The organism is Haloarcula sp. CBA1122 (assembly GCF_009741785.1).
Classification (GTDB): domain Archaea; phylum Halobacteriota; class Halobacteria; order Halobacteriales; family Haloarculaceae; genus Haloarcula; species Haloarcula hispanica.
This window is the reverse complement of record NZ_WPCB01000001.1, coordinates 200,971-225,120: the sequence shown is the minus strand read 5'-3', so window position 1 is coordinate 225,120 and position 24,150 is coordinate 200,971. Positions and strand designations below refer to the sequence as shown.

Annotated in this window: 23 protein-coding genes and 2 pseudogenes; 7 read left to right on the top strand and 18 right to left on the bottom strand. The window is 60.6% G+C overall.

Features of this window, described 5'->3' with window-relative positions; translation table 11 throughout:
- Positions 1–558 (bottom strand): annotated as a pseudogene (locus tag GJ630_RS01000) (NADH dehydrogenase FAD-containing subunit); the annotation flags it as partial.
- A gap of 178 nt (positions 559–736) precedes the next feature.
- On the opposite strand from GJ630_RS01000, the gene GJ630_RS00995 reads away from it, so the two are divergent.
- A complete protein-coding gene (locus tag GJ630_RS00995; protein ID WP_191449247.1) occupies positions 737–1,006 on the top strand; it encodes a hypothetical protein in 270 nt (89 codons plus the stop codon).
- Positions 1,007–1,027: 21 nt separating this feature from the next.
- Here GJ630_RS00995 and GJ630_RS00990 read toward each other — a convergent pair whose 3' ends face one another.
- Together GJ630_RS00990 and GJ630_RS00985 are read right to left on the bottom strand one after the other, a co-directional pair.
- Positions 1,028–1,408 carry a Rid family detoxifying hydrolase gene (locus tag GJ630_RS00990; RefSeq protein ID WP_127014637.1) on the bottom strand — a complete coding sequence of 127 codons (381 nt, stop codon included), beginning with the start codon at positions 1,406–1,408 and terminating at the stop codon, positions 1,028–1,030.
- Between the two features lie 90 nt (positions 1,409–1,498).
- The gene (locus GJ630_RS00985) at positions 1,499–1,909 is read right to left on the bottom strand and encodes an EamA family transporter (protein ID WP_004966000.1); all 411 of its coding nucleotides are present in this window, start codon (positions 1,907–1,909) and stop codon (positions 1,499–1,501) included.
- A 172-nt stretch (positions 1,910–2,081) separates the two neighbouring features.
- Between GJ630_RS00985 and GJ630_RS00980 the strand changes: the two genes are divergently transcribed.
- Together GJ630_RS00980 and GJ630_RS00975 are read left to right on the top strand one after the other, a co-directional pair.
- Positions 2,082–3,329: an NAD-binding protein gene (locus GJ630_RS00980; protein ID WP_191449246.1), complete on the top strand. Its 1,248-nt coding sequence runs from the start codon at positions 2,082–2,084 to the stop codon at positions 3,327–3,329.
- Positions 3,330–3,418: 89 nt separating this feature from the next.
- Positions 3,419–5,275, top strand: a complete 1,857-nt coding sequence (locus tag GJ630_RS00975; protein ID WP_191449245.1) for a BCCT family transporter — start codon at positions 3,419–3,421, stop codon at positions 5,273–5,275.
- An 18-nt stretch (positions 5,276–5,293) separates the two neighbouring features.
- On the opposite strand, the gene GJ630_RS00970 is transcribed toward GJ630_RS00975, so the two are convergent.
- Together GJ630_RS00970 and pabB are read right to left on the bottom strand one after the other, a co-directional pair.
- Complete coding sequence (locus tag GJ630_RS00970) at positions 5,294–5,866, bottom strand: aminodeoxychorismate/anthranilate synthase component II (protein WP_014031214.1); 573 nt, start codon at positions 5,864–5,866, stop codon at positions 5,294–5,296.
- Complete coding sequence (gene pabB, locus GJ630_RS00965) at positions 5,863–7,374, bottom strand: aminodeoxychorismate synthase, component I (protein WP_146417894.1); 1,512 nt, start codon at positions 7,372–7,374, stop codon at positions 5,863–5,865. The genes GJ630_RS00970 and pabB overlap by 4 nt, the downstream gene beginning before the upstream one ends.
- A gap of 317 nt (positions 7,375–7,691) precedes the next feature.
- On the opposite strand from pabB, the gene GJ630_RS00960 reads away from it, so the two are divergent.
- Positions 7,692–8,585, top strand: coding sequence for a bifunctional methylenetetrahydrofolate dehydrogenase/methenyltetrahydrofolate cyclohydrolase (locus GJ630_RS00960; protein WP_050038444.1), 894 nt, complete (start codon positions 7,692–7,694; stop codon positions 8,583–8,585).
- Positions 8,586–8,627: 42 nt separating this feature from the next.
- Here the strand turns inward: GJ630_RS00960 and GJ630_RS00955 are convergent, their stop codons facing one another.
- On the bottom strand, positions 8,628–8,828 hold the full coding sequence (locus tag GJ630_RS00955; protein ID WP_050006944.1) for a hypothetical protein: 201 nt from the start codon (positions 8,826–8,828) through the stop codon (positions 8,628–8,630).
- A gap of 151 nt (positions 8,829–8,979) precedes the next feature.
- On the opposite strand from GJ630_RS00955, the gene epsC reads away from it, so the two are divergent.
- Entirely contained in the window at positions 8,980–9,843 is an 864-nt protein-coding gene (gene epsC, locus GJ630_RS00950) for a serine O-acetyltransferase EpsC (RefSeq protein ID WP_064288994.1), read from the top strand.
- Positions 9,844–10,045: 202 nt separating this feature from the next.
- On the opposite strand, the gene GJ630_RS00945 is transcribed toward epsC, so the two are convergent.
- The 12 genes from GJ630_RS00945 to GJ630_RS00890 all read right to left on the bottom strand — a co-directional run bounded on the left by GJ630_RS00945 (position 10,046) and on the right by GJ630_RS00890 (position 22,355).
- On the bottom strand, positions 10,046–11,350 hold the full coding sequence (locus tag GJ630_RS00945) for a dicarboxylate/amino acid:cation symporter (RefSeq protein WP_191449145.1): 1,305 nt from the start codon (positions 11,348–11,350) through the stop codon (positions 10,046–10,048).
- Positions 11,351–11,682: 332 nt separating this feature from the next.
- Entirely contained in the window at positions 11,683–12,615 is a 933-nt protein-coding gene (locus tag GJ630_RS00940; protein ID WP_014031209.1) for a DMT family transporter, read from the bottom strand.
- Positions 12,616–12,937: 322 nt separating this feature from the next.
- Positions 12,938–13,576: an HAD family phosphatase gene (locus GJ630_RS00935; RefSeq protein ID WP_191449144.1), complete on the bottom strand. Its 639-nt coding sequence runs from the start codon at positions 13,574–13,576 to the stop codon at positions 12,938–12,940.
- Between the two features lies 1 nt (position 13,577).
- Positions 13,578–13,952, bottom strand: coding sequence for a Rid family detoxifying hydrolase (locus tag GJ630_RS00930; protein ID WP_014031207.1), 375 nt, complete (start codon positions 13,950–13,952; stop codon positions 13,578–13,580).
- Between the two features lie 10 nt (positions 13,953–13,962).
- A complete protein-coding gene (locus GJ630_RS00925) occupies positions 13,963–14,805 on the bottom strand; it encodes an SDR family NAD(P)-dependent oxidoreductase (protein ID WP_191449143.1) in 843 nt (280 codons plus the stop codon).
- A gap of 49 nt (positions 14,806–14,854) precedes the next feature.
- Positions 14,855–16,024, bottom strand: a complete 1,170-nt coding sequence (locus GJ630_RS00920) for a mandelate racemase/muconate lactonizing enzyme family protein (protein ID WP_014031205.1) — start codon at positions 16,022–16,024, stop codon at positions 14,855–14,857.
- Positions 16,025–16,068: 44 nt separating this feature from the next.
- Entirely contained in the window at positions 16,069–17,220 is a 1,152-nt protein-coding gene (locus tag GJ630_RS00915; RefSeq protein ID WP_191449142.1) for a hypothetical protein, read from the bottom strand.
- 40 nt (positions 17,221–17,260) lie between these two features.
- Complete coding sequence (locus tag GJ630_RS00910; protein ID WP_008312256.1) at positions 17,261–18,106, bottom strand: carbohydrate ABC transporter permease; 846 nt, start codon at positions 18,104–18,106, stop codon at positions 17,261–17,263.
- The gene (locus GJ630_RS00905) at positions 18,103–19,041 is read right to left on the bottom strand and encodes a carbohydrate ABC transporter permease (protein WP_191449141.1); all 939 of its coding nucleotides are present in this window, start codon (positions 19,039–19,041) and stop codon (positions 18,103–18,105) included. Before GJ630_RS00905 ends, GJ630_RS00910 begins: the two co-directional genes overlap by 4 nt.
- 9 nt (positions 19,042–19,050) lie before the next feature.
- Positions 19,051–20,400: a sugar ABC transporter substrate-binding protein gene (locus GJ630_RS00900; RefSeq protein WP_191449140.1), complete on the bottom strand. Its 1,350-nt coding sequence runs from the start codon at positions 20,398–20,400 to the stop codon at positions 19,051–19,053.
- A 55-nt stretch (positions 20,401–20,455) separates the two neighbouring features.
- Entirely contained in the window at positions 20,456–21,256 is an 801-nt protein-coding gene (locus tag GJ630_RS00895; protein WP_191449139.1) for a creatininase family protein, read from the bottom strand.
- A gap of 1 nt (position 21,257) precedes the next feature.
- Positions 21,258–22,355, bottom strand: a complete 1,098-nt coding sequence (locus GJ630_RS00890; protein WP_044952877.1) for an ABC transporter ATP-binding protein — start codon at positions 22,353–22,355, stop codon at positions 21,258–21,260.
- A gap of 530 nt (positions 22,356–22,885) precedes the next feature.
- On the opposite strand from GJ630_RS00890, the gene GJ630_RS00885 reads away from it, so the two are divergent.
- Positions 22,886–23,668 (top strand): IclR family transcriptional regulator, encoded by a 783-nt coding sequence (locus GJ630_RS00885; protein ID WP_014031198.1) that lies wholly within the window; start codon positions 22,886–22,888, stop codon positions 23,666–23,668.
- A gap of 136 nt (positions 23,669–23,804) precedes the next feature.
- A pseudogene (locus tag GJ630_RS00880) lies at positions 23,805–24,044 on the top strand (aldehyde dehydrogenase family protein); the annotation flags it as partial.
- Positions 24,045–24,150: the final 106 nt, after the last annotated feature.

Sequence of the window (24,150 nt, the reverse complement as noted above, 5' to 3'; positions counted from 1 at the left end):
TTGGCGTTACAGACGACCACTGGGTCACCGTCGGTTTCGCTGGCTGTTTCCCACGTATCGGCGACCGGTTCGTCAGCGGCGGCGTCCCGCGACCGCGGCCCAGCAGCCCGGCTCCCGCTGCAACGTCGGCGGTCCTGTTGGTGAGACGAACGACCAGTCGGCCGGCGAAAGCGGGGCGACCCAGCCACAGGGGCCCAGTACGTTGCGGCGGCCGACTGAGAGCGGGCCACGCTCCGGGGCGGGGAGCGACGCCGTTTCGGGGTCGTGCTCGACGACAGCGTCCGCATCGGCTGTCGGTACTGTCCCCGCTTCCAGTTCGTCGATGAGGTCACGGACGGTCGCCGGTGACGGGTCGCTGTAGAAGGCTGTCCGTCCGCTACGTGTAACCATCACTAGCGGTGTGGCTGCTGTGATGCCCGTTGGCCCTGTCCTGACGACCGGTGTCGAGTCCGCCGTCGTCCGCGCCGCGGCGAGGACCCGGTCCCCGTTCTGTGACCGGCCGTCCGTCGACACCCGGACGGCGGTCGAATGAGCGAGGGCCGTGGTTTCCCGTGTCATACTCTGTGCCTCGTGTTGAACGATTAAAAACCCCAGCCGAGCGGTCCCGGGACCACTGGTTGCAGTGGCGTCATCGACCCACACAACATATCACTTGCTTACACAATAATGGGACAGCGCTGGCCGAGTCGTTCCGCTGAAACAATGAGGCAGCGGGACGTTACCCCCGATTGAAATCATGAACCCACGGTTCGAGGAAGTCAAGACGGAGGCGTCAGCCGCGATAACCGAGGCCGACCTGCGCTCGGTGTACACCGGCATTATCCACGAGGACGGCCGCCACGAGTACTATTTCGGTAACGACACCGAGGAGGCGGCCGAACTCCGCGAGGCAGCGGCCATACAGGTCGGAATGTTGCTTCGCGTCCTTGCGGACCGCTCGGACAGTAGCGTCGACGAACTGACGACGCTCGCCGCAGAGCGAGCAGAACAGATGGAGTTGCGATAAGATACGGAACGGCCGCGCTCGCTACTCGGTGGTCGCGATAGCTTCGATTTCGACCGCTGCACCTTTCGGGACCGCACCAACGCCGACGGCGCTCCGCGCCGGTGGCTCCGATTCGAAAAACTCGCTGTAGGCCTCGTTGAACGAGTCGAAGTCGTCGATGTCGTCGAGATAGACGGTTGTCTTGAGTACGTCGTCCAGCGAGAGGTCTTCTGACTCCAGAATCGCCGCGACATTGTGAAGGCACTGCCGCGTCTGGTCGGCGACTGGCTCGCCGTCGAGGAGTTCGCCGTCTGTCGTTAGCGGGAGCTGTCCGGCGGTGATGAGGAGGTCGCCGTTCGACGTTGCCTGACTGTACGCGCCGACCGCGGCCGGTGCTTCGTCGGTACTGACTACGCGCTTCATATCCGGCCGTACCTGCCCCCATCTCATAAACCCCTGCTGTGACGGGGGACACTCACACAATGTTCTCGAAAGCCAACCAGTTGTGTCCAGTCACTGATTGATGACGACAATCGCTATCAGCGCCAGACCGATGCCGGCGGCTTTCGTCAACGTCATGGACTCCCCGAAGGCGATAACGCCGATGACTGCGGCAGTGATGAAGTACATCCCACCGATGGTGGACACGATCGACGTGGGCCCCACAGTCACGCCGACGAACGTCGAGACCACGCCGACGGCCGCCGCGACGCCCGCCGCGCCGGCAAACATCATCCCCCGGTTCGTGACGACGAACGATGCGTCTGAGACAACGACGTATATCCCGGTGACGACCGTTGCAGCGGCGTAGGACACGAACGCCGCGGTCTCCGGGTCCATTGTACTTGACGCGACGTTGCCAAACGCTATCCAGAACCCCCAGGCTATCATCGTTCCCAGTCCGAACAGGACGGCGGCGTTCATCTGTCCGCCCTCCAGATGAGTCGGCTCCAACTCTCTCTAAGCGTCCTTGGCGAACGGCGACACCCATGCTCGTGCAATCGACGCATTGATTTGGTCGTATGTGGCCCGCTGACTTGAGTTCGGTGCCCGCTCGCCGCGTGTTTTTTATATTGACTCCGACAAAAGTATGCTAATGGCTAACGTCCCAGAAGACTCGTCGGACCGGACGCTGGAGGACGTGTTCTATCCGGCTGACAGAGTCCCGTTCGTCGAGTGGGACGAGCTATCCGGCGCAAAACCGACGGTCGTCCTGACCGGGACGGTCGCGCTGCTGGCGTTCGTGACCGGCCTTTCGAATCTGAGTCAGGCGTCGCTTGCACTTAATGGCCCGCTGACCGCCGTCGTCGACCTTCCGCTACCGTTCGTCAGGTTCGGTGGGGTGTTGTTCGCGTTCGTCCTCGGCATCGTGACGGTCGGGCTCCAGCGGCGCAAACAACTCGCGTGGCGCGTGGCGGCCGTCGTGCTTCTCGGTTTGGTAGTACTGCCGCTTACCACGTTTCAGCCAACTGATATCCCGTTGTTGTTGCTGACGCTGGTCACGTACCCGCTGCTGGTCCGCAACCGTCACCGGTTCGACCAGTCTCTTGACCTCTCGCCGATTCAGATCGCATCGCTGTCGGCGATTTTTGGCGTCGTTCTCTACGGGACCGTGGGTGCCTACGGGCTGCGAGGCCAGTTCCTCGAACTCGACAGTTGGGGCGACGCCGTGTACTACGTCGTCGTCACAATCGCGACGGTTGGTTACGGCGATATCACACCTGTGACAGCGGAAGCACGGTGGTTCTCGCTCTCTATCATCCTGTTCGGAACCGGCGCGTTCACCGTCGCCGTAGGCGCGCTCATTGGCCCCGCTATCGAATCCAGAATGGCGACAGCGTTCGGAGTCATGACAGCATCAGAACTCACACTTCTCGAGGACCACATCGTGGTTCTTGGGTACGGAGACGTTACGGCATCGCTGCTTGAGGAACTGGGAGACGAGACGGAGGTTGTGGTTGTTACCCCCGATGAGGAGACGGTCGCGTCGCTGCAGGGCGAGGGCGTGAATCTGCTCACCGGTGATCCCACCGATGAGGATGTCCTCAGGGACGCACGCGTCGGGACCGCAAGCGGTGTTGTGGTGGGGAGTAACGACGATGCCCGCGACGTGCTTGCGGTCATCGCGACGAAGAACGTCAATCCTGACATCCGCACAGTCGCAGCGGCGACTGCCGAGAAACACGTCGAGAAGTTCCGCGCGGTCGGGGCGGACGAAGTTATCAACCCCCGTTCTATCGGCGGACGGCTTCTGGGAAAGTCGGTGCTGGGCCGTGAGTCGAGCGAACCACTACTGGACGGAATCGTTGCGGATGACGGGGAGAGCGGAGACACCACAGAGTAACGGTCCCGACGCTCGCCAGCGACGGTGTCGACCGGCTTGCATCGCGCTGTGGGATAGTAATATATGTATTCGATACTGAATATCGACGCATGGCCACCTCGGACGCCAGTGGCATTTCGGAGATCGTCGGCCGGCTACTGGTGCCACTGTGTGCCGCATCCGGGGCGCTCGTGCTCGCGGGGTTCTTCTTTCCGACGCTCGTCGGCGAAGCCGTGACCGGCCCGGCGTGGCTGACTATCGCGCTCGTGTTTTTCAGCTCGGGACTCTGTTACATAGCGCTCCTTCCCTACTCCGAAGACGCCACCGCGCCGGCCGCGGCCGATGTCCTGCTCCGTGTCCGCCGGACCAGTATCAGGCGGGCGGTCCGGGAGTTCCTCACACAGCACGAGCCAGCCATCCTCGCGTTCCCGGTGCTCGTGTTCGCTGCGTTCTTCGGGCTCCAGATCGCATTCCCCACACGGACGACGGATGCTGTCGACACCGCTGCTGCCACAGTCCTTCGCGGCGGCGGCCCACTGTTTCTCGCCGCCGTCTTCCTCTCGGTCTGTTACTGCCTGTTTCTGTTGCTTGGGCCCTGGGGTGAGATCAAACTCGGCGGTCCCGAGACGGAGCCCAGCTACACCTATCCGACGTATTTCACGCTCGTGTTCACCGCCGGCATCGCGGCCGGGCTGGTGTTCTGGGGCCCCACTGAGGCCCTGTTTCACTACGACCAGCCACCGCCGTACATCGGGGCAGCAGCCGGGTCGCCGGGCGCCGTCAACGGCGCGCTTGTGTACACCCTCTTTCACTGGGGCGTCTCGGCCTGGAGCGCCTACGCTGTCATCGGCGTCCCGATAGCGTACTTCGCGTTCACGCGGGGCGCTCCGCTCCGGGTCTCGACAGTGCTGGCCCCCTTGCTCGGTGTCGATGAGCTCAATTCGGCCTGGGCCACACTGGTCGATACGCTGGCCGTCTTTGCCACTATCGGGGGCATCGCCACCTCGGTCGCACTCGTGAGCGAGCAGTTCCTCGCCGGGATCAATTACCAGTGGGACGTGGCGGCCGGTGAAGTCGGACCGGTCCTGTTCGTCGGCGGATTGACGCTGATATTCGTGGTCTCCAGCGCGACCGGGATTCACCGCGGCATCCGTCGCATCGCCGGTCTCAACGTCGTCCTGTTCGGACTGTTCGCGCTCCTCATCGTTGCCGTCGGTCCGCGGTCGTTCATCCTCCAGCGCGGGACGCAGGCACTCGGGACCTACGTGGTGGCGTTCGTGCCGTTGAGTCTCCACACGGGCGGGCAGTGGGTCGCGGCGTGGACCGTCTGGAACTGGTCGTGGTGGTTTTCGTGGGCACCCTTCGCAGGGCTGTTCATCGCCGCACTCTCCCGCGGTCGCCGGGTCAGAACCGTCGTGTTCACGAGCGTCGTCGCGACCTCGACAGCGACGATGGTCTGGTTCCTGCTGCTCGGTGGCACGTCGCTGTTCATCCAGCAGACGGGTCGGGCCGATATCCTCGCCGCTATCGCACAACGCGGTGGTTCGGAAGCCATTGCCGGGTTCCCGCTGTTCGCGTCGTTGCCGCTTGGACAGCTCCTGATGTTCCTGTTTCTCGCACTCATCATCGTGTTCATGGCCACATCGGCGGACACCTCGACGCTCGTCGTTTCAGTGCTGGCGACGCGACGGGGGATGGCACCGTCGGCGACGCATATCGTCTTCTGGGGCGTTTTTCAGGGTGCGGTCGCCGTCTCGGTGTTGCTTCTCGGGGGCGCTGAGACGCTACAGGCGCTGGCCGTTCTGACCGGCGGCCCGTTCGCCGTGATATCGCTCGTGGCGGTCGGTGGGCTGACCGTGACATGGTATCGGGACGAACAGGACCACACATCCCTCGTCAGACGTGCGGTCAGGAAACTGCCGGACATTCAGACGCATCACGATGTGGACCCACCAGAAAAGAAATAAACCGCGGGCGCTGCGGTTTCAGGCCTCGGCGATTCCGGTACAGAAGTTCTCGACGATCTGTTTCCCGGCGTCAGTGAGGATGCTCTCCGGATGGAACTGGACGCCGATGTGTGGTTTCTCGGCGTGCTGGACGCCCATCACGACGCCCTGCTCGTCGTTGGTGTAGGCCGTCTCCTCCAGCTCGTCCGGGAGCGCTGCCGCCTCAACGGCCAGCGAGTGATACCGCCCGACCTCGAACGGGTCGTTGATCCCGTCGTATAGCCTCGTTCCATCGTGGCGGACCTCCGAGGGCTTCCCGTGGACCACGCTCGGCGCGTGGCCGACAGGAGTCCCGTGGGCCGCACAGAGCGCCTGGTGGCCCAGACAGACGCCAAGCGCCGGGTACTCTGTCTCGGCGAACACGTCGATGGACACGCCGGCCTCTGCGGGCGTCCCGGGCCCCGGCGAGACGACGATGCCGTCCGGGTCGAGTTCGTGGATGCCCTCAACATCGATAGCGTCGTTCCGGCGGACCGTGACATCGTCGAACTCGCCGACGTACTGGACCAGATTGTAGGCGAAGGAATCGTAGTTGTCGATAATGAGTATCATCGCATCCCCTCCATCGGTTCGGTCTCGGATTCGACGGCGAACGACCCCTGTTCGCCGAGCGCCTCGTCGACGGCAGTAACGAGCGCCCGGGCCTTGTCCAGTGTCTCCCTGTACTCCGCCTCTGGAACGGAGTCGTGTACGATGCCGCTCCCGACGCGGAGGCGGTACTCGCCGTCGTAGTGAACCAGCGTCCTGATCGTGATGTTCAGCGTCGCTCGATCGTCGAAACCAAACATCCCGATACTGCCGGTGTAGGGCCCTCGTCGGGTCCGCTCCACCTCGTCGATAATCTCCATCGTCCGCGGCTTCGGCGCGCCGGTGATGGTTCCGCCGGGGAACACGGCTGCGACCGCGTCGGCAATGCTCACGTCGTCGCGTAATTCCCCTTCGATGAGAGACACGAGGTGCATCACCTCGGAATACCGGTCGACGCGGCGGTACTCGGCGACGTCGACGGACCCATACTCGCTGACCTTGCCGAGGTCATTGCGTTCGAGGTCGACCAGCATGGCGTGTTCAGCCCGCTCCTTCTCGTCGCTACAGAGGTCTGCCTCAAGGTCCTCGTCTTCGGACGGCGTCGCGCCTCGCGGGCGCGTCCCGGCAATCGGCTCCGTGAGCAACTGGTCGCCATCGACGTCCAGCAACAGTTCCGGGCTGGCGCTGACAAGGTCGACGCCGGGGAACTCAAGCAGGGCTGAGTACGGAGCCGGATTCACCCGACGGACGGCGTCGAAGGTGTCGACTGGGTGGACGGCCGCCGGGGCGGTCAGCCGGTGTGAGACGTTTGTCTGGAACGTGTCGCCGTCCCTGACGTACTGTTTTATTTGCCGGACGCGGTCGGCGAAAGCTGCTTCGCCGCACTCGCTCTCGAACGTGGCCTGACTCGCAGCGGTTGGCTGGGACTGGACGTGTTTCTCGCCGTGGATGGCGTCCTGTGCTAGCTCTCGGGCCATCGTCCGGCCACGCTCGAATGCCGATTCAGCCGACCCGTCGACGGTGGGACAGGCCGTTACATGTATCTCGACGTCGCCGTCGTGTGGCTCCTCCCACGCGGCGATGCAGTCGAACACGCCAAACTGAAGCCGTGGGAGGCCATCCGAAACGGTAGTCTCTGGGATGTCTTCCAGTTCCCGTGCCACGTCGTAGGAAAGCCAGCCGAACGCGCCACACGGGTACGGAACCGTACAGTCGCCGCGCTCTAGGTGTTCGCGGTCGAGTAGCTCGTCGATGGTCTCGATACTCGGACTCCCGCCGTCCTGTGCGGGCGTCGCGCTCGCAGAGACTTCGATTTGCTCGACCGGATCGACGCCGAAGTACCCCCAGCCGGATTGCCCGCCGGTCGTCTCGAGGTAGAAGCCGTCTGTGTTCCCGTCCCGGGCGCGGCGATACGCCTCGAACGGGTCAGGGACTGTGACGCACGCTTCGACCGGCACGCGAGCGCCGTCCGCTGCCGTCCTCGCGGTTTCGATGAACGATTCTCTGTCGGTGCTGAACCGAATCTCAGTCATAGTGCAGTTGCTCCCGGATGAGAGGGCGATGCCTCCCGGTATGGTTGTGTAGACCAACCACGGGTTCGGACAAAAACCTTCGGTACCTCGCCCCTTTACCCGAAATACTGTCGAATTGTCGACCGCTTGTGGTTGCACGCTGGACGAATAGCCGATGTCACTTCAAAGGCTGGATTATTCCCCATCGCCGACTATTCCGGCGGGGGTTGAGACGAGTATCGAACGCTTGCCCAGCCCCGACAGCCGACCGTCCAGCAGCGGTTCCCACTCCGGACGCCTGACCGGGGACTCCCGGGCCGATAGCGAACACAGCAATAATGACTACAATAATCGACGGCAACGAAATCGGCGACCAGATCACAGCGGGCGTCGCGGCGTGCACGGACACACTCGTCAGCGAGGGTGTCACACCAGGGCTGGCGACGGTGTTGATGAGCGACGACGGCGCGAGTGAAACGTACGTCTCGATGAAACAACAGGCCTGTGAGGAGATCGGAATCGAGGGATTCCATTACGAAATTAGCGCGGACGAACCGGCTGAGACGCTGTTTTCGGCCATCGACGAACTGAACGCGGACCCGGACGTCCACGGCATCCTCGTCCAGATGCCGGTCCCCGACCACGTTCCCAAGCGCGACGTCTTGGAGCGGATCGATCCAATGAAAGACGTCGACGGGTTCCATCCCGAAAACGTCGGCCGGCTCGTCGCCGGCAATGCTCGATACAAGCCCTGTACGCCCCACGGAATACAGAAGATACTGGCCGAAACTGGTGTGGAGACGGAGGGGAAAGACGCCGTTGTCGTCGGTCGCTCGGACATCGTCGGCAAGCCGATGGCGAACCTGCTCATTCAGTACGGGCCGGGCGGAAACGCGACAACGACCGTGTGCCACTCCCGAACTGACGACCTGGCCGAAAAGACTCGCAACGCCGACATCGTGATCGCCGCCGCCGGGGTTCCGGAAATGATAGACGGATCGATGCTCTCGGCGGGTACGACAGTTATTGATGTGGGCATCAACCGGGTTGATGCTGACACGGAGAAGGGGTACGAACTCGTCGGGGACGTGGACTTCGAGAGCGCCAAAGCGAAGGCAGACGCCATCACGCCGGTCCCGGGCGGCGTCGGCCCGCTCACCATCGCGATGCTGATGTACAACACCGTGAAAGCCGCCAGCCTGCAGTCCGGCGTCGATATTTCACTCCCGTAGGATGGGCGCGCTGGCAGTCCGCCGGGCTACCTGCGTGGATTGCTACACGGTTTCGACTTCGCCACATTCCGGGCACGTAATCAGGAGTTCACCGGCCGGATTCTGTCCCTCTTCGATGACGTTGTGGCCGCTAGCACACTGTTCGTGCATATACACCTCGTGGCTGTCGTGCTCACGCAGCCAGATGTGGCCCTCCTCCGGTGGGGAGACGATGCCGTGACAGAAGTAGCACTCGCCGTTCATACAGACTCGATGACAAGCCAGTATCAAATAGCTACCTCTCAGTGTGGGATGCTGCTCGTTTTCAATTCTACAGCGTCAGCGAGAACACAACATATAGCGGAAAAGACAACTATTGTTTCAAAACTAAGATGGTTCAGCCCAACCATCCGATATGGACTACTGTTACACGGGCGACACACACGAGAAACTCTTCGCGGCGTACCGGGCCGATGAAGAGCCGTTCCCGACCCAGACGCAGATGGAGTTCCCGCGGCGGGAACACCGACGGCCGGAAGTCGACATCCTCAAGCGACTGTTCTTCCCGACCTGCTGGAACGCCGCTGAACTGGTCCGGGACGAACTCGCCGTGCTGGACCGTCTCGACACCCTTGGTGGCCTCTTCTTTGCCGGTATCAGACCGTACGCCGGATCTGACCCCGCCGAGACAGTCGACGCCGTCATCGATCAGCTCCCAGCGGTTCGCGCGCGACTCAAAAAAGACGTCGAGGCCGCGTTCAAAGGCGATCCGGCGGCGAAGACGTACATGGAGATAATCCGGTCCTATCCGGGCTTCATGGCGATACTCGTACAGCGGGTCGCACACACACTCTACGAGGCCGGGGCCTCCGAGTACGCTCGCGAACTCACCGAATACGCCAAGACTGAGACCGGTATCGACATCCACCCCGGCGCTGAAATCGGCGACTACTTCTTCATCGACCATGGAACCGGTGTCGTCATCGGTGAAACCACGACCGTCGGCGAGTGGGTACGCCTCTATCAGGACGTAACGCTCGGCGCGCTCCACTTCGAGGCCGACGAGAGCGACGAACACAGACTGAAAAAGGGGTACAAACGACACCCCGACATCGGCGACCACGTCGTCATCGGCGCGGGCACGAAAGTTCTGGGCGCTATCACCGTCGGCGACCACGTCAGCATCGGGGCGAACTCCTGGGTCACCGACGACGTTCCGGACGAGACGAAAGTGTACGTCACTGACCACCCGACACAGGAACGGAAACGAACCAAATAACACTGCGACGGTACCGCACGGTTTCTGAAACCGCAAAACTACACTACTCGTCGGACAAACGGGCCTGACTGGTGTCACCGGCCCGGAAATCGCTCACACTGCTGTTGTCAGTTCAGCCGCGAGAAGTATTTCGGCTCTTATAGGTTAAGATAACAACTGTACCAGCATTAGTTTCTGTTTCAATCTCTACCGCCGTGGTCCTCTAGTCGTCACCGGGAACGAACTCGGCGACGCCGCTCAGATTTCGTGACCAGACGCCCTCATTTAGGTCGAGTCCGTCGTTCCACTTCCCGACGACGGTCGAAACCGCGAGGTCGCCGGTGACGTTGTTCATCGTTGCAATCCGCCCGAGGATCGGGTCGACGCCAGCGACGAACCCGACGACCTCCAGTGGGAGGCCGACCTGTGTGAGAATCACGGTGAGCATGACGATGCCCGCTCCCGGAACGCCGGCGGTTCCGATGCTGATGAGGACGGCCACTATCAAGACGAAGACCTGTTCAGTGAGCACCAGTGGCTGTCCGACGACGTTCGCGGCGAACATCACGGTGACTGCCTGCCGGATGGCGGCCCCGTCCATGTTCGCCGTCGCACCGACTGGGAGGGTGAACGAATACACCCGCTCGGCGATCTGCAGGTCTTCGTCCGCATTGCGCATCGTGACAGGGAGCGTTCCGCTCGAGGACCGAGTCGCGAACGCGGTCACCATCGCGTCTTTCGCCCCGCTGAGGAACGCAATCGGCGACACGTCGGCAACCACGCCCATCAAGAGAACGAGATAGGTGAAGCCGATGTGAATGACGATTGCGATAGTGACTGCCAACACGAGTTCGCCCAGTGAGGAGAACAGGCCGATCCCTTCAGTGCCGATTCCGGACGCCATCAGCGCGAACACGCCGAGCACACCGAATTCGAGGACTCCCCGAACGATGACAAACATCGCTTCAGCACCAACCTCAAACGCTTCGAACACCGAATCGACGCTATCCGCGAGCGCGTCTTGCTGGGAGCGGACGTACGTCAGCGCGATTCCGAATACGATGACGAAGAAAACCGTCGCCAGCAGATTCCCCTCCGCGAGCGCCGCGACCGGATTGTTCGGCACGATTCCGAGAACGACATCCAGCAACGACGGCGGTGCTTTCGATTGCGCTTCACCGCCGCCGAATTCGAGGCCACGGCCCGGCTGAAGCACGTTCGCAACCGCAAGGCCAATGATGCCTGCGAGGGTCGTCGTCAGGGCGTAGAGCCCGACTGTCGCACCGCCGATCCTCCCAAGCTTCGCGGGGGAGAGCTGTCGAATCCCGGTCAGCAGTGTGAAGACGATGATCGGGATGACCAGCATATTGAGCAGCCGAAGGAAGAGGTCGCCCACTGGTCTGACCACGGCCATCTGCTCCCCGAACGCGATACCGGCACCTGCACCCAGCATGAAGGCGACGAAGATACGCCAGATGAGTGGGATAGATCGATACCGGCTCCATAGCGTGTGAATGGGTTGTATCATAGTATACAGCAACGGGTAGTCTTATAAAAACCCGTCAGCCCCGCCAGTATGTGCACGCGGCTATGATGCGGGCTTCGCTTACAAGATCCCGTTTGCAGACGGATTTGTCGGTACATAACAAGTCCTGTCGCCGATCCACTGAAAAGATAACAAAATAGCGGCTGTAGTCCGCTTGTTTTCAGAAACCCGAGGCCGCTGTCACTCCTGCCTGACGGTCATTATTGCCGTTTCCAGCTTCGCTGTTTATTTTCTCGAACCCATCAGGGTGGCCCACTCAGTGACTGCCTTCGGACTCTTTTCAAGCAGTGACTGCCTGCGACCCCTGATCCTATTCAGTCCGCTGGGGGACTGGTTTTCGGTTCGACGACCCGACGCAGTTCCGCTCGCAACGTCGCCCACTTCGCTGCGATGAATCCCATGAGGATGCACGCGAACCCACCAACGGTCGCGAGTGTGACCTGCTGGTCAAGCACGAGCCAGCCGGCGAGCGCGGCGAACAGCGGAATCACGTACTCGATGAAGCTCATCTCGATAGGACCCAGCTGGTCAAGTAGCCGGAAGTACAGCAGGAAACCGCCGATACCGGCGACGACGGCCAAATACAGTAGCGCCGCAAACGCGGACAGCGTCCACGATGCGTCTGCAAACGACTGTCCGGGGAGCGCGAGCACGGTGACATGGAGGACAACGGCCCCGATAGCCATCAACCACGCCTGTGTGGCCAGAAACGACATCGACGGACTGGTGTCGTGCGTGACGACGGCCGGGATAGCAAACGCCAGCGCCGACGCGAACACGAGCGCGATCCCGATAGTGCTGCTGAGGAGATTCGCCGGGTCGGGGTCAGCGATGACGATGACGCCGACGAACCCGAGTACTACGCCGACACCGGTATTCGCGGTGAACGTGTCATCGCTGGACGCGAGCTTCGTCAGCGCGGGCGTCACGACGGGGACGAGACCGAGCAGGACGGCGGCGACAGCCCCGGTGACGTACTGCTGCCCGGTGAACAAGAATACGTGGTGGACTCCGATCATAAGCGCACCGCCGACGACGACGTACACGTAGTCATCGCGCGTTTGCGGTCGTTCTAGCGACCCTGTAACGGCTAACGCGGCGAACAGGAGGACGGAGGCGATGTCGAAGCGGGCGGCGGCGAACGGTACCGGCGGCAGGTCGGCGAGGCCGACGTCTGTCGCCATGAAGGCAGTACCCCAGATTGCAGCCAGGAGGAGAAAGCAACCGGTCGTTCGATAGCGACTCATTCAGTTGTCGGTCACCTCCCGACGGTAAAAGGGCCGTCGAAGCCCGTTGCAAATTGCTAGATGTTGCCACTGCGCCAGCGAACACTTGACGCAGAGCTGACGGCTACATCGGATCTGCTGGGTAATACCGGCCGGAGTCAGTACGTTACTTCGACAGTGGGCCAACTCTCACACCGAACGCTACGTCTCTTTGAGGACGGGTGTCTGGATATACTCTCTACTATCTGAACGAGGAAAAGATGGTTTTGAAAGCATATATTGTAAAGATACTGGGACAATATACTCACTTGGAAATATACACCCTCATTTGGAGATTACGAGGCTAAATTCTCGGGATGAGGTTTTGAACCTCTCGTATGTCCGCACTCTCTACGATTGTATCCGCTTCGTCGATTGCTGTCTCGGGAATGCGTTCGTCCGGGTCGAACAACACCGCGGTATCTGCCTTGACGAACCCCTCCGTATCAGTGTGTGAATCGCCGATATAGGTGATTGACGAAGGGTTCTGCTTGATTCGGATCTCTCTCAGTAGTTCTCCTTTCTGGTCGGGCCCGACACCGACATCGATACCCGAAATCCGGCCATCTTCGAACCGAAGCCAGTTTCCGCGAACGAACGCTGGCTCGTACTGCTCGAACTGCGTCGCGAGGTTTGCAACGCCGGCGCTGAGAATGCCGAATCGGATATCCGTATGCTGGAGGTGGTCGAGGAGGTCGACGGCACCCGCTTTCGGCTTGACGGCCCGGGTCGCACGGGTGATATCTGCTCTGGTGATATCGTTCGCACGCCACACGTCGACCGCGCCTCGACACCACTCCGCGAACGTAATCTGACCGGCCTCGAACCGCTCCATCAGTGTATCGGCCGCGGGTGTCGTTCCGTAGAGTGTGTGCAACAGCTCGAACCCACCCCGCTGTCGAGTGAGTGTCCCATCGAGGTCGAACACTACTAGATGCGACATACTACCGTTCCGCGATAACTTCTATCTCGACGTCGATGTCCACTGGTAGTTTAACTACCTCCACAGCGCTGCGAGCGGGATAGGGGGGTGACATGAGCTCACCGTACACTTCGTTCACCTCGTCGTAGTACCGCATATCCTTCACGAAAACCGTCGCTTTCACCACATCGTCGAGTGAAGCGTCACCGGCATCCAGAACAGCAGCTACGTTCCGGAGTGTGCGCCGAGTCTGTTCGGCGGGCGTGCCCTGGATTACCTCGCCGGTATCCGGGTCGACCGGTCCCTGACCGGAAACGTAAATGCGGTCACCGCTAGCGATTCCTTGCGAGTACGGGCCGATACTATCGGGGGCGTCGTCAGTTGTTAGTTCTTCCATGGGTCGTGAGTCAATTGGTTGTCGGCTGGTCGTCTGCGTCGTAGACTTCGTTGATGAACGATGTCGGCAGGCTCGTCGTCAATCCGCCGTCGAGCACCAGATTCTCACCGGTAACGAAACTCGACAGGTCGGAGGCAAGGAACAGGGTCGTATCTGCGACTTCCCGCGGTGTGCCGAACCGACCGAGTGGGTACTGGTCGAGCCAGCGCTCCCGTGCGCTCGTCTCACCGGTCCGTTCCTCCGTGTTTTCCATCTCTGCCCGCCTGTTCGCTGTTTCGATGGTCGCCGCCGAAATAACGTTCGAGCGGACCCCGTGTTGCCCGTAGTGGGCGGCGATGTTTCGGGAGAGCGCCAGGAGTCCGCTTTTCGCCTCGGAGTAGCCGGAGAGCCCGATACCGAACAGGCCGTTGACTGAGCCCATATGGATTATCGACCCACCGCCAGCGGCGACCATCGCTGGCAGTACCTCTTTGCTCAGGAGGAACTGGCTTTTCAGGTTCAGGTCGACCATCGATTCGAAGGTCTCCTCGTCACACCGGTGCAACAGATTGGCGGACTCGTCTGCGCCGCCAGCGTTGTTCACGAGCACCCGAATGTCCCCGAACTCCTCGATGGTCGTGTCGACGAGGTCCTGTACCGCCGCCCGGTCTGTGACGTCACATTCGACCGGAACAACGCGGCCATCGTGTGTGTCGGTCAACTCCGTCGCAACCGCTTCGACGTCCTCGTAAGTGCGCGAGCAGACGACGACGTCGCCACCCGCTTCGGCGAACCGGGCCGCGATCTCGCGCCCGATACCTCGCGACGCTCCAGTCACAATGGCTGGCCGGTCCGCTAATGATAACTCTACCATGACACCGACACCCACGTAAGCTGCCCTCTTGAAAGTTGCTCTCCGCCGCTCATGTGATTCGATACTCCTCGACGGTGTCCACGTCGATACTGATGCCCAGGCCGGGTCCCTCCGGGGCGGGGAGGCAGCCGTCGCTGACTTCGAACGGAGCCTCGATGACGTCTGCCTCCCAGCCGTAGTACGTCGAATCCGGGGGCAACGAAAAGCCCGGGATGCCGGTGAACGCGTGGAGGATCGCCGCGGTTCGAATCCCCAGATCGAACGCACAGTGGTGCGTAAAGGGAACACCGGCGTCTTCGAGGATGGCGGCCTGCTGTCGAATACCACTGATGCCGCCGGCCGGAGTCAGGTCGATAACGCCGACGTCCATCGCGCCGGCTTCGACGAGCGATTGCAGATTATGCGAGATGTACGTATCCTCGTTCGGCGCGATAGGCTGGCGGAGTCGTTGCCGGAGTCGGGCAAGCGACCTGTGTGAGTCGACTCGAATCGGCTGCTCCATGTACTGCAGGTAGATTCCAGCGTCTTCGAGCATCGCGCCGACCCGAACTGCCTGGTCGAGCGTCCAGCCCTGGTTCGGGTCGAGCCGGAACTCTAGCTGGCCGTCGACTTCATCGTGCATCGCTTTGATTCGCTCGACGTCCTGTCGCCAGTCCCGACCCGCCTTCGTTTTGAGGACAGTGAAGCCGGCTTCGAGCGCTTCTCGGGCCTTGATACGGGACTCCTCGGGCGAGAGGATACCAAGACAGAACGCAACGGGGACAGCCGTCGGTGCAGTACTGTTGCCATCGACTGTTTGCCGGTGTTGCTGAGTGCCCTGTGTCGGTGCCGTCCACCCGCCGAGAAGTTCGTATACCGGTCTGTCGAGGGCTTTGCCGACGATGTCCCAGCAGGCTGTTTCGACCGCCGCAAAGAACATATCTACGTTCGTGTACTCGACGAACACCTGTCGTCGGAGCCGCTCGATTTCGAACGGCGACTGGCCCTCGATCATCGGGCCAACGCCGTCTTCGATAATGGATTCAGTGGCCGCCGGTGACAGGAAGACGCGCATCTCTCCCCAACCGCTAATCCCCTCATCTGTGTCGACACGGACGAGCACGCGTTCCATCGAGTGTAGTTTCCCGTGATTTGTCACGTACGGCCCGATACCGAGATGTTCATCCAAGTCGGCCAACGGTACATCTACAGTGACCGCTGACACGCCGGTTATCTCCATGCATCCCTGTCGTTCGGGAACCGATATCAAAGTACCGCTTGCCCCTATCCGCGCACCGCGTCGACGGCGGTTCCGACCCACTCCAGTGACTGCTCCGGAAGCAGTCCGTAATTATAGAACGAGAGCCGCGGCACTCCCTTCGAGTTGAGGGTCTGTACGATATCGACAACGGTCGCCTCGTCGTGGATGGCTGGATGGCCCGGCAGGAGCCCGACGTGGAGTGGCACGTCATCGACAACTGTCTCGACGGCGTCGTATGCCTCTATGACCGCTTCGCTCGTCGACTCGTAAGCCGGAAGGCAGTAGTAATCGACATGGTTCGAGAGTGCCTGCAGGTCGGCCCCGACGACCCACTCGCGGCCGGGCTCCGGTGCGCCGACGTAGTAGCCAAGCGGCGTCGTTCCAGCGGCGTCAGCCAGTCTGGCGTACAGTGACGACAGCGTCCGTTCGCGGACATCGACGTATGCGGCGACGGTCTCGTGCTCCGCGAGCCAGCCTTCCGGCGAACGGTCGTGTGCCACGTCCCCGGCGACGATATCGTCCAGCGCGCCGGCTACCGTCTCGCGTGCCCGTTCAGCATCGACGCCCGCGGCCTTCGCATTCTCGCGACAGTGCGGACAGAAGCACAGCCCGAACAGGAACTCTCCGAGTACCCCTAACCGTGCGTGAATCTTCTGATGATGCCATCCAAAGCCCGTTCCGTAGAAGTAATCGAACGTTTCCAGTTCGATACGGGCAAACGTATCGCGGGCCGCCAGATCCGAGACCAGCGCCGAGAGATACGTCTGGACCGCGGGCTGGGAGGGACACAGGCCGAAGATCAGGTCGTCACCGTGTGCCGATTCCAGCGTGTATTCGGGGTTGGCCATCCCGAGCCGGGAGTTGTGGCAGCCGACTGTCCAGGAATTGAGCGTCAGGTCAGACAAACCGGCGGCGGCGTCTGCGACCCAGTCGCTGTCCATCTTCTCGTACGGAACTGGTTCGAGGTCGCCGTACTCCGGACCGGGCTCGAAATACGAACTCGCGCGGGCAAACAGCGTCCGTCGCTCCGGACTGTGCGGCGTGAACGCCTGCACAGTGTGATAGTTCGTCGCGAGGTTCAGCTCGTCGATGCCGATGTCACGCAGTCGCCGTTCCACCTCCGCTGGCCCTTCGTCCAGAAGGTCCCACGGGTACGCCCACATCGCGAATTCCATACGCGACCAACTATCGCGGCGATAATAAAAGTAGAGGCAGCTACTCTTTGACCGCGCCAGCCGTCATCCCTGCGACGATATACTCCTCCAAGAAGGCGAACAAAATCAAGAGTGGGATAATGCCGATAACAGACACAGTGAGCATCATCCGCCAGTCGGTCTGCAGCGCGCCGACCATCGAGAAGACCCCGCGCGGGATGTTGTACTTCGCACTGTCAGTGAGGAAGGTGAGCACGAACAGCAGCCGGTTCCAGGCGTAGAGGAAGGTGTAGGTGACACTGGCGACCAGCGCTGGCTTCGTGAGCGGGAGTACAATCTTCGTGAGGATTTGCAGTTGGCTCGCCCCGTCGATACGCGCAGATTCTTCGAGCGCGACGGGTATCGTCTTGAAATACCCGTACAGCATCCAGACGTTGAACGGGAGCGTGAACGCCGCCGCCGGGACGATCACAGCGAGATAGGTGTTGAACAGCCCCATCTGGGTGATAACGTCGAAGAGGCCGACGATCAACACGACCGGTGCGAACATCTGGACGACCAGCACGGAGAGGAGGAAGGTCCGTTTCCCCACGAAGTCGTTCCGAGCACACGAGTACGCGGCCGGTATCGCTAACAGGAGCGTCAACACGACCGTCCCAACTGAGATGATGAAGCTGTTCCCGACCCAGAGCAACACGTCGGTCTGTGTCCAGACCTGCAGATACGCCTGGATGCTGGGGTCGCTGGGAACCAGCGTTGCCGGCGCAGCGAATATCTCCGACTCTGGCTTGAGAGTGCTTGAGAACATCGCGTAGAACGGCAACATCATGAGCCCGAGCAGTCCGATCAGCACGCCGTAGAGCCGGACTTTGCGGAGATTGCTCCGGTCGTGGCCTGCCATCGTCATAGCTCGTCACCCCCTCGCGTGTAGATGCGCAGGTAGATGATAGCGAAGACAAACAGGAACAGGAACCCGATGACGCTGTAGGCAGCTCCGCGCCCGAGGTTCCCGTTCTGGAGCCCCACCTGATAGATGTGGATGACGAGCGTCGCCGTCGAACTGATCGGGCCGCCGCCGGTCATCGTCCAGATGACGTCGAAACTGACGAACGTCCATATCGTCGACAGTAGCGTGGCAATCAGGACGACGCTCTTCAGCTGTGGGAGCGTGATGTACCGGAACTGATGCCACTTCTCGGCACCGTCGATGGCGGCTGCCTCGTACAGTTCCTGTGGTATCGACTGCAGGCCCGCGAGGAAGATAATCGCCATGAACGGTGTCCCAATCCAGATGTCGGCTACGACGACGCCGAGCCACGCAAGACTCGGGTTTCCGAGGATACCGATACCCTGTTCGATGATGCCGAGTTTCAGCAAAATCGCGTTGAGGTAGCCAAACTGTGGGTGTTCTATCCAGCGGAACACGACCGCTGAGATAGCGTAGGGAATCCCCCAGGGAATGAGAAACGCCGTGCGGAAGAACTTCCGACCGCGAATGTCGCCCTTGAGGTGAACGGCTATCAGCAGTCCCAGCAGTGTCTTGCCTGCGACGCCAACGACGACCCAGCGACCGGTCTGCCAGAGCAGGCGGTAGAAGATGTCGCTGTTGAATATCTCGACGTAGTGCTGGAGTCCGACGAACGTCTCAATGTTCGAGTCGGCCGGTGACTGGTACAGTGACAGCCGAAACGTCTCGATGATAGGGTAGCCAACGACGGCCAGCAGGAACACGGCCGCGGGGGCGATGAGAAGGTACGCCCGGCTGTTGCGCTGGACGTACGCCAACCCTTGTTCAAGACGCGAGTCGTCGGACGCCTCGGTGTATTCCTCTGCCAGACTCATCCCTGTCTGTCACTCCATAGCATCTTCGAGGTCACTCTGGGCATCGTTGAGCGCTTTCTGCGGTGACTTCCGGTCCGCCAGTGCCTCCTGAATGGCCTGGACCATCCGGTCGTTGAACTCGCTGAAGTTACCGAGCTTTGGCCGGGCACGAGCGTATTGCCCCGCCTCGACGAACGGTCCCCAGTTGTCTGAATCCGAGAAGTACGAGCGCTCACCGACGGCTTCGACGACAGGAAGGAACCCTTTCTGCTTCGAGTACTGGAACCGCCGCTCCTCGTCGAAGTAGAACCGGATCAGGTCCCGGGCGAGGTCCTTGTGTTCGCTCTGACTCAAGATAGCGAGCGTGTCGATAGTGAACAGGCTGTACCGGCCCTCAGGGCCACGCGGCACCTGCACGATGCCGTAGTCGAAGTCGACATCACCGTTTTCCTTTGCGGCGGTGATGTTGAGTCCCGTGTAGACGTGCCCGATAACCATCCCGAGGTCACCGTTCTCGAACAGCTGCCGGATGTCCTGCCGAGTCGAGGAGAGCGGCGAGGACTGTGTGACATTGTGTTCGAGGTGGAGGTCAGTGTACAACGAGAGGGCATCGACAGCACCACTTGAGTTTACGACTGGCATCCCTTCGTCGTCGACGAGGTCCGCGCCGTGTGACCAGTGGTAGTGGTAGTACTGCGACCCGGTCTCGATTGCGTCGGCCCCTGCAAGCCCCAGTGCAGGTACGCTCGCATCACTGTCGCGGATTTGCGTAGCGGCATCCAGCATATCCTGCCACGAATCGAGCGACGGGTCTTCGGGGTCGAGCCCCGCCGTCTCGAAGACGTCTTTGTTGTAGTAGAGGCACTTGTTCGAGGCGGCCCACGGCACGCCGTAGTGGGAGCCGTTGTACATCGTTCCCTCGGCCACGCCATCATAGAACTGCTCGCCGAACTCCCCGTCCATCATGTCGTCGAGTGGTTCGAGCGCGTCTTTGCCCACGAGCTGGGGTATCCAGCGCGCCGGCCACCGACTGACGTCGGGCGCTTCGCCGCCGTCGACACGGTTGTTCACGGTTTGTCGCGCGTTGTCCCACGTGACGCTAGTAAACTCCACGTCGACGTCGTGTTCGTCCTCGAAAGCCGCGTTGTTCTCCTCGAAGAACTGCTTGATGTTGTCTCCGACGCCCATCGTGAGGAACTGCACACTTCGCGTGCTGCCGTCGCCGCCGTCACCGCCGCTCTCACTGTCGCCGTCACCACCACTCCCACCGTCGCCGCTACACCCAGCGATGGCGATGGCGCCGCCTGCGCCGAGTGCCTGCAGGAGCCGTCGGCGGTCGATACTGTCCTCGACAGACCTGTCGTTGTTATCGGGCTGCATCATTAATGTCACCTATTTCCATGTACATAATTCTTTGTGTTGCGTGGCTCATTGGTCAGGAATTGTGTTCGTGAATCGCGGTCATGAGGGCAGCGAGTTCGTCACCGATGACCGAGCGGATTCGTTCACCCGTCTCCGCAGTCGCCTGCTTCGGCGTCCCGATGGCACCGGACGTGGAATACTCGTCGAACGAACGATAGACGGCGACGTTGCCACCGTCGAGCAAGTCTTGCCCGCCCCATCTGTAGTGTTCGTCCATCGGTTCGCCGTCGCGGACTGCTGGGTCGCCCACGAGGTCCGGTCGGAGCGCAAGCATGAGTGACGTCTCGAACTCGCCGCCGTGGGCCATCCCCCCCGTCTCCGTCGTTCGGAGTTCCTCGATTCGATCCGACGCCAGGTGGAAGTACGTCGTTCCGAGTACTTCCGCATCGGTGTCGACGCCCACGGTACTCACGACGGCGTCGATGAGCGAACTGTTCCCGCCGTGGCCATTGACGAACAGCACCGCGTCGAATCCGTTCTGGATGCCAGCGTGTGCGATATCCTCAAGCGTTGCTCGTAAGTGTGCGAATTCGAGCGACAGGGTCCCACCGAACGACAGATGGTGTGGCGAGAACCCGCTCCATATCGGCGGCGTCACGACGACAGGCACGTCGTCCAGACGCTCGACAGCAGTGTCGACCATCGCCTCGACCAGGAGTGTGTCGGTGACGACCGGGAGGTGGTTCCCGTGCTGTTCGACGCTTCCGACGGGAATAACGAGAACAGAGCCCGACTGTTCGCCGACACCTCGGATCTGACTCGCCGTCATTCCAGCCCACTCGCTCTCTTTCCGACCGATAGTATCGTACAACATGTTACGCTGATTCTGTCCGCTGTAGCTGGTTCAGTTCCACTCGCTCGCCGTCGGGACCGAACAGATGCATATCTTCCGTATGAAATCCTAACGCGATTTCGTCGCCCCGTTCCGGGCGGTACTCGCTATCGACTCGGGCTACGACTTCTTTCGACCCGTCTGCTGTCTCCAGATAGAGGAAATTGTCCGAACCCATGGGTTCTACGACGTCCACGACCGTATCGATGTACGACCCGGCGTCCTCGGCGACGAAATCCTCCGGACGGACGCCTAGCGTGTACTCCCCATCCGGAATATCGACGTTGAGCGTAAACTCCACACCTGCTGAGTGGACCGCCGTACGTCCACCGCTATTTGTCACGCTCACCTCGAAGAAGTTCATCGATGGTGACCCGATGAACCCCGCGACAAATTTGTTGTTGGGCTCGTCGTAGCAGCGCTCCGGCGGCGCAACCTGTTGGAGCTCACCCTGATTGAGAATCACGATCCGGTCCGCCATCGTCATCGCTTCCGTCTGATCGTGCGTGACGTAAATCGTCGTCACGTCAAGCTCTTCCTGAATCCGCTGGATCTCCGTACGCATCTGGGTCCGAAGCTTCGCATCGAGATTCGACAGCGGCTCGTCCATCAGAAACACCTCTGGGTCGCGGACGATAGCCCGCCCAAGCGCGACGCGCTGTTGCTGGCCACCCGAGAGTTGCTTCGGTAGGTCGTCCATGAGATCCGAAATCTCCAGTAGCTCGGCGGCCTCGGTTACCCGTTGCTCGATCTGATCATCGTACTCGCCTGACAGCCGAAGCCCGAAGGACATGTTATCGCGCACGGTCATGTGTGGGTACAGCGCGTAGCTCTGGAACACCATCGCAATGTTCCGGTCCTGTGGACGAACGTCGTTGACTACGTCCCCGCCGATAGCAATCTCACCGTCGGTGACTGTTTCGAGGCCGGCGATCATCCGAAGTGTGGTTGACTTGCCACACCCGGATGGTCCGACAACGACGACAAACTCTCCATCCTCGACGGCCAGAGATAGGTCCTCAACCGCAAGGACGTTGTCGTCGTATACCTTGCTGACGTTTGATAGTGTAACTTCGCTCATACCGAGTAGAAGAAGCATCGCAATCATCATTAATAAATGTTGGTAGTACCGGCACAGTCAGGCAGACCGATCACATCGAAACCGGCAGCGCCTTGCGGAGCAACGCCCGGTATGACTGCGTAGCCGGCGGTTCTGAACCGAGGCCCAAACGTCACACCCGTACGTACGACCTCATTCCGTGATACAGAAGACGGAGCAGAGAACTACTACTTCGCGGAAAATGGGATCTCAGAGCGGTTCCAATTCCTTTCAACCAGATTGAAAGCCACTTGTTGCGCTCGTGTGGAACAGACGAATGTCACAAAGCGACGTTAGAGTAACTGTAACTGCTGAATTAGGGACTGGATCTTACGTCCCACATGCTCGTGTGGTATGTTGTCACCCTTCGCGAGTGACAAGGCCGAGGAAAATAACATCCGTACTCATGTTAGAATAGACAACATCGGTGGATAGTACCACTTTCCAACGTGATTGGAAACATTTTGGCTCTCGGCGGAATCTATTTCACTCTGCAAAAAAAAAGCGCATCCATGGCCTCGCAAAACAACAAAACGATCAGTGCGGTTGAGACAACGCTGGATATTCTCGCCGCGCTCGAAAAACGTGAACCGGTCGGTCTTTCCGATCTCGCGTCTCATCTGGATATACCCACAAGCACTGTGTTTATTCACCTCAACACACTCGTCCAGCGTGACTACGTCGTCAAGGAATCCGGGCAGTATCGCCGGTCTTTCCGCTTTCTGGAGCTGGGGGGCAGCGTTCGGCAGAGACTAGACATCGGTCGACTGCTTCGCAATAAAGTTGAGGAACTCAGCAGAGAGACCGGTGAGATTGCTGGTGCCGGCATCGAAGAGAACGGCCAGCGGGTCATCCTCTACAGGAGTTCAGGCGGAAAGGCTGCGGGCGACGAAATCCCTATCGGGAATCACACCGAGATGCACTGGACATCGCTGGGCAAAGTTATTCTGGCGCATCTTCCGGTCGAAAAACGAAACGAAATCGTTGCCGACCATGGACTTCCGAAAGGGACTGATAACACGCTGTCATCCCGGTCCGATCTCGAAGCGGCCCTCAAGCGAGTCCGTGACCAGGGCTACGCGATAGACGACGAGGAGCATCTCAGGGGCGTTCGCGGTGTCGCCGTGCCGATATTCAACGACGAACAGGAGGTCATGGTCTCCCTCGGTATCACTGGGCCCAGAGATAGATTCACCTCTAGGTATATGGCAAATCTGTTAGAGATACTTCGATATACGAAAAACGAAATCGAAGTTCGAAGTCAGTACTACGAATACAGTACTATAGACGGATAGACGGGTGGCCGACGTTGAAAGACGTCGACCGCCCGGAGCCGGACCCGGATGGCGTCGTCGCTCAGGTCAATTCCTGCGGAGTCTGCCGGAGCGACTGGCAGGGCTGGGTCGGTAACTGGGACTGGTTCGACTACATATACAGACCACTGCCGCCCGCATCGCTCCCGTTACTCTCGAACTGGGCGGGAAGTCGCCGCTCGTTGTCTTTCCCGATGCGGACGTGGAAACGGCAGTCGACGCGGCCACGGCAGGCGTCTACTACAGCACCGGTGAGACCTGTGACGCATTGTCGCGGGCCATCGTCCACGAAGACATCCACGACGAGTTCGTCGACCGACTGATGACCCGGGCTGAATCGTTCACGCTTGGTGACCCCGCCTTGACTTGCCCGATGAAACACACTGTTCTGATTTGATAGCCAATCCTGGAGGCTCGATACAAATACTGAATTACGTATCACCTCTTGCGAGTATAAACATATC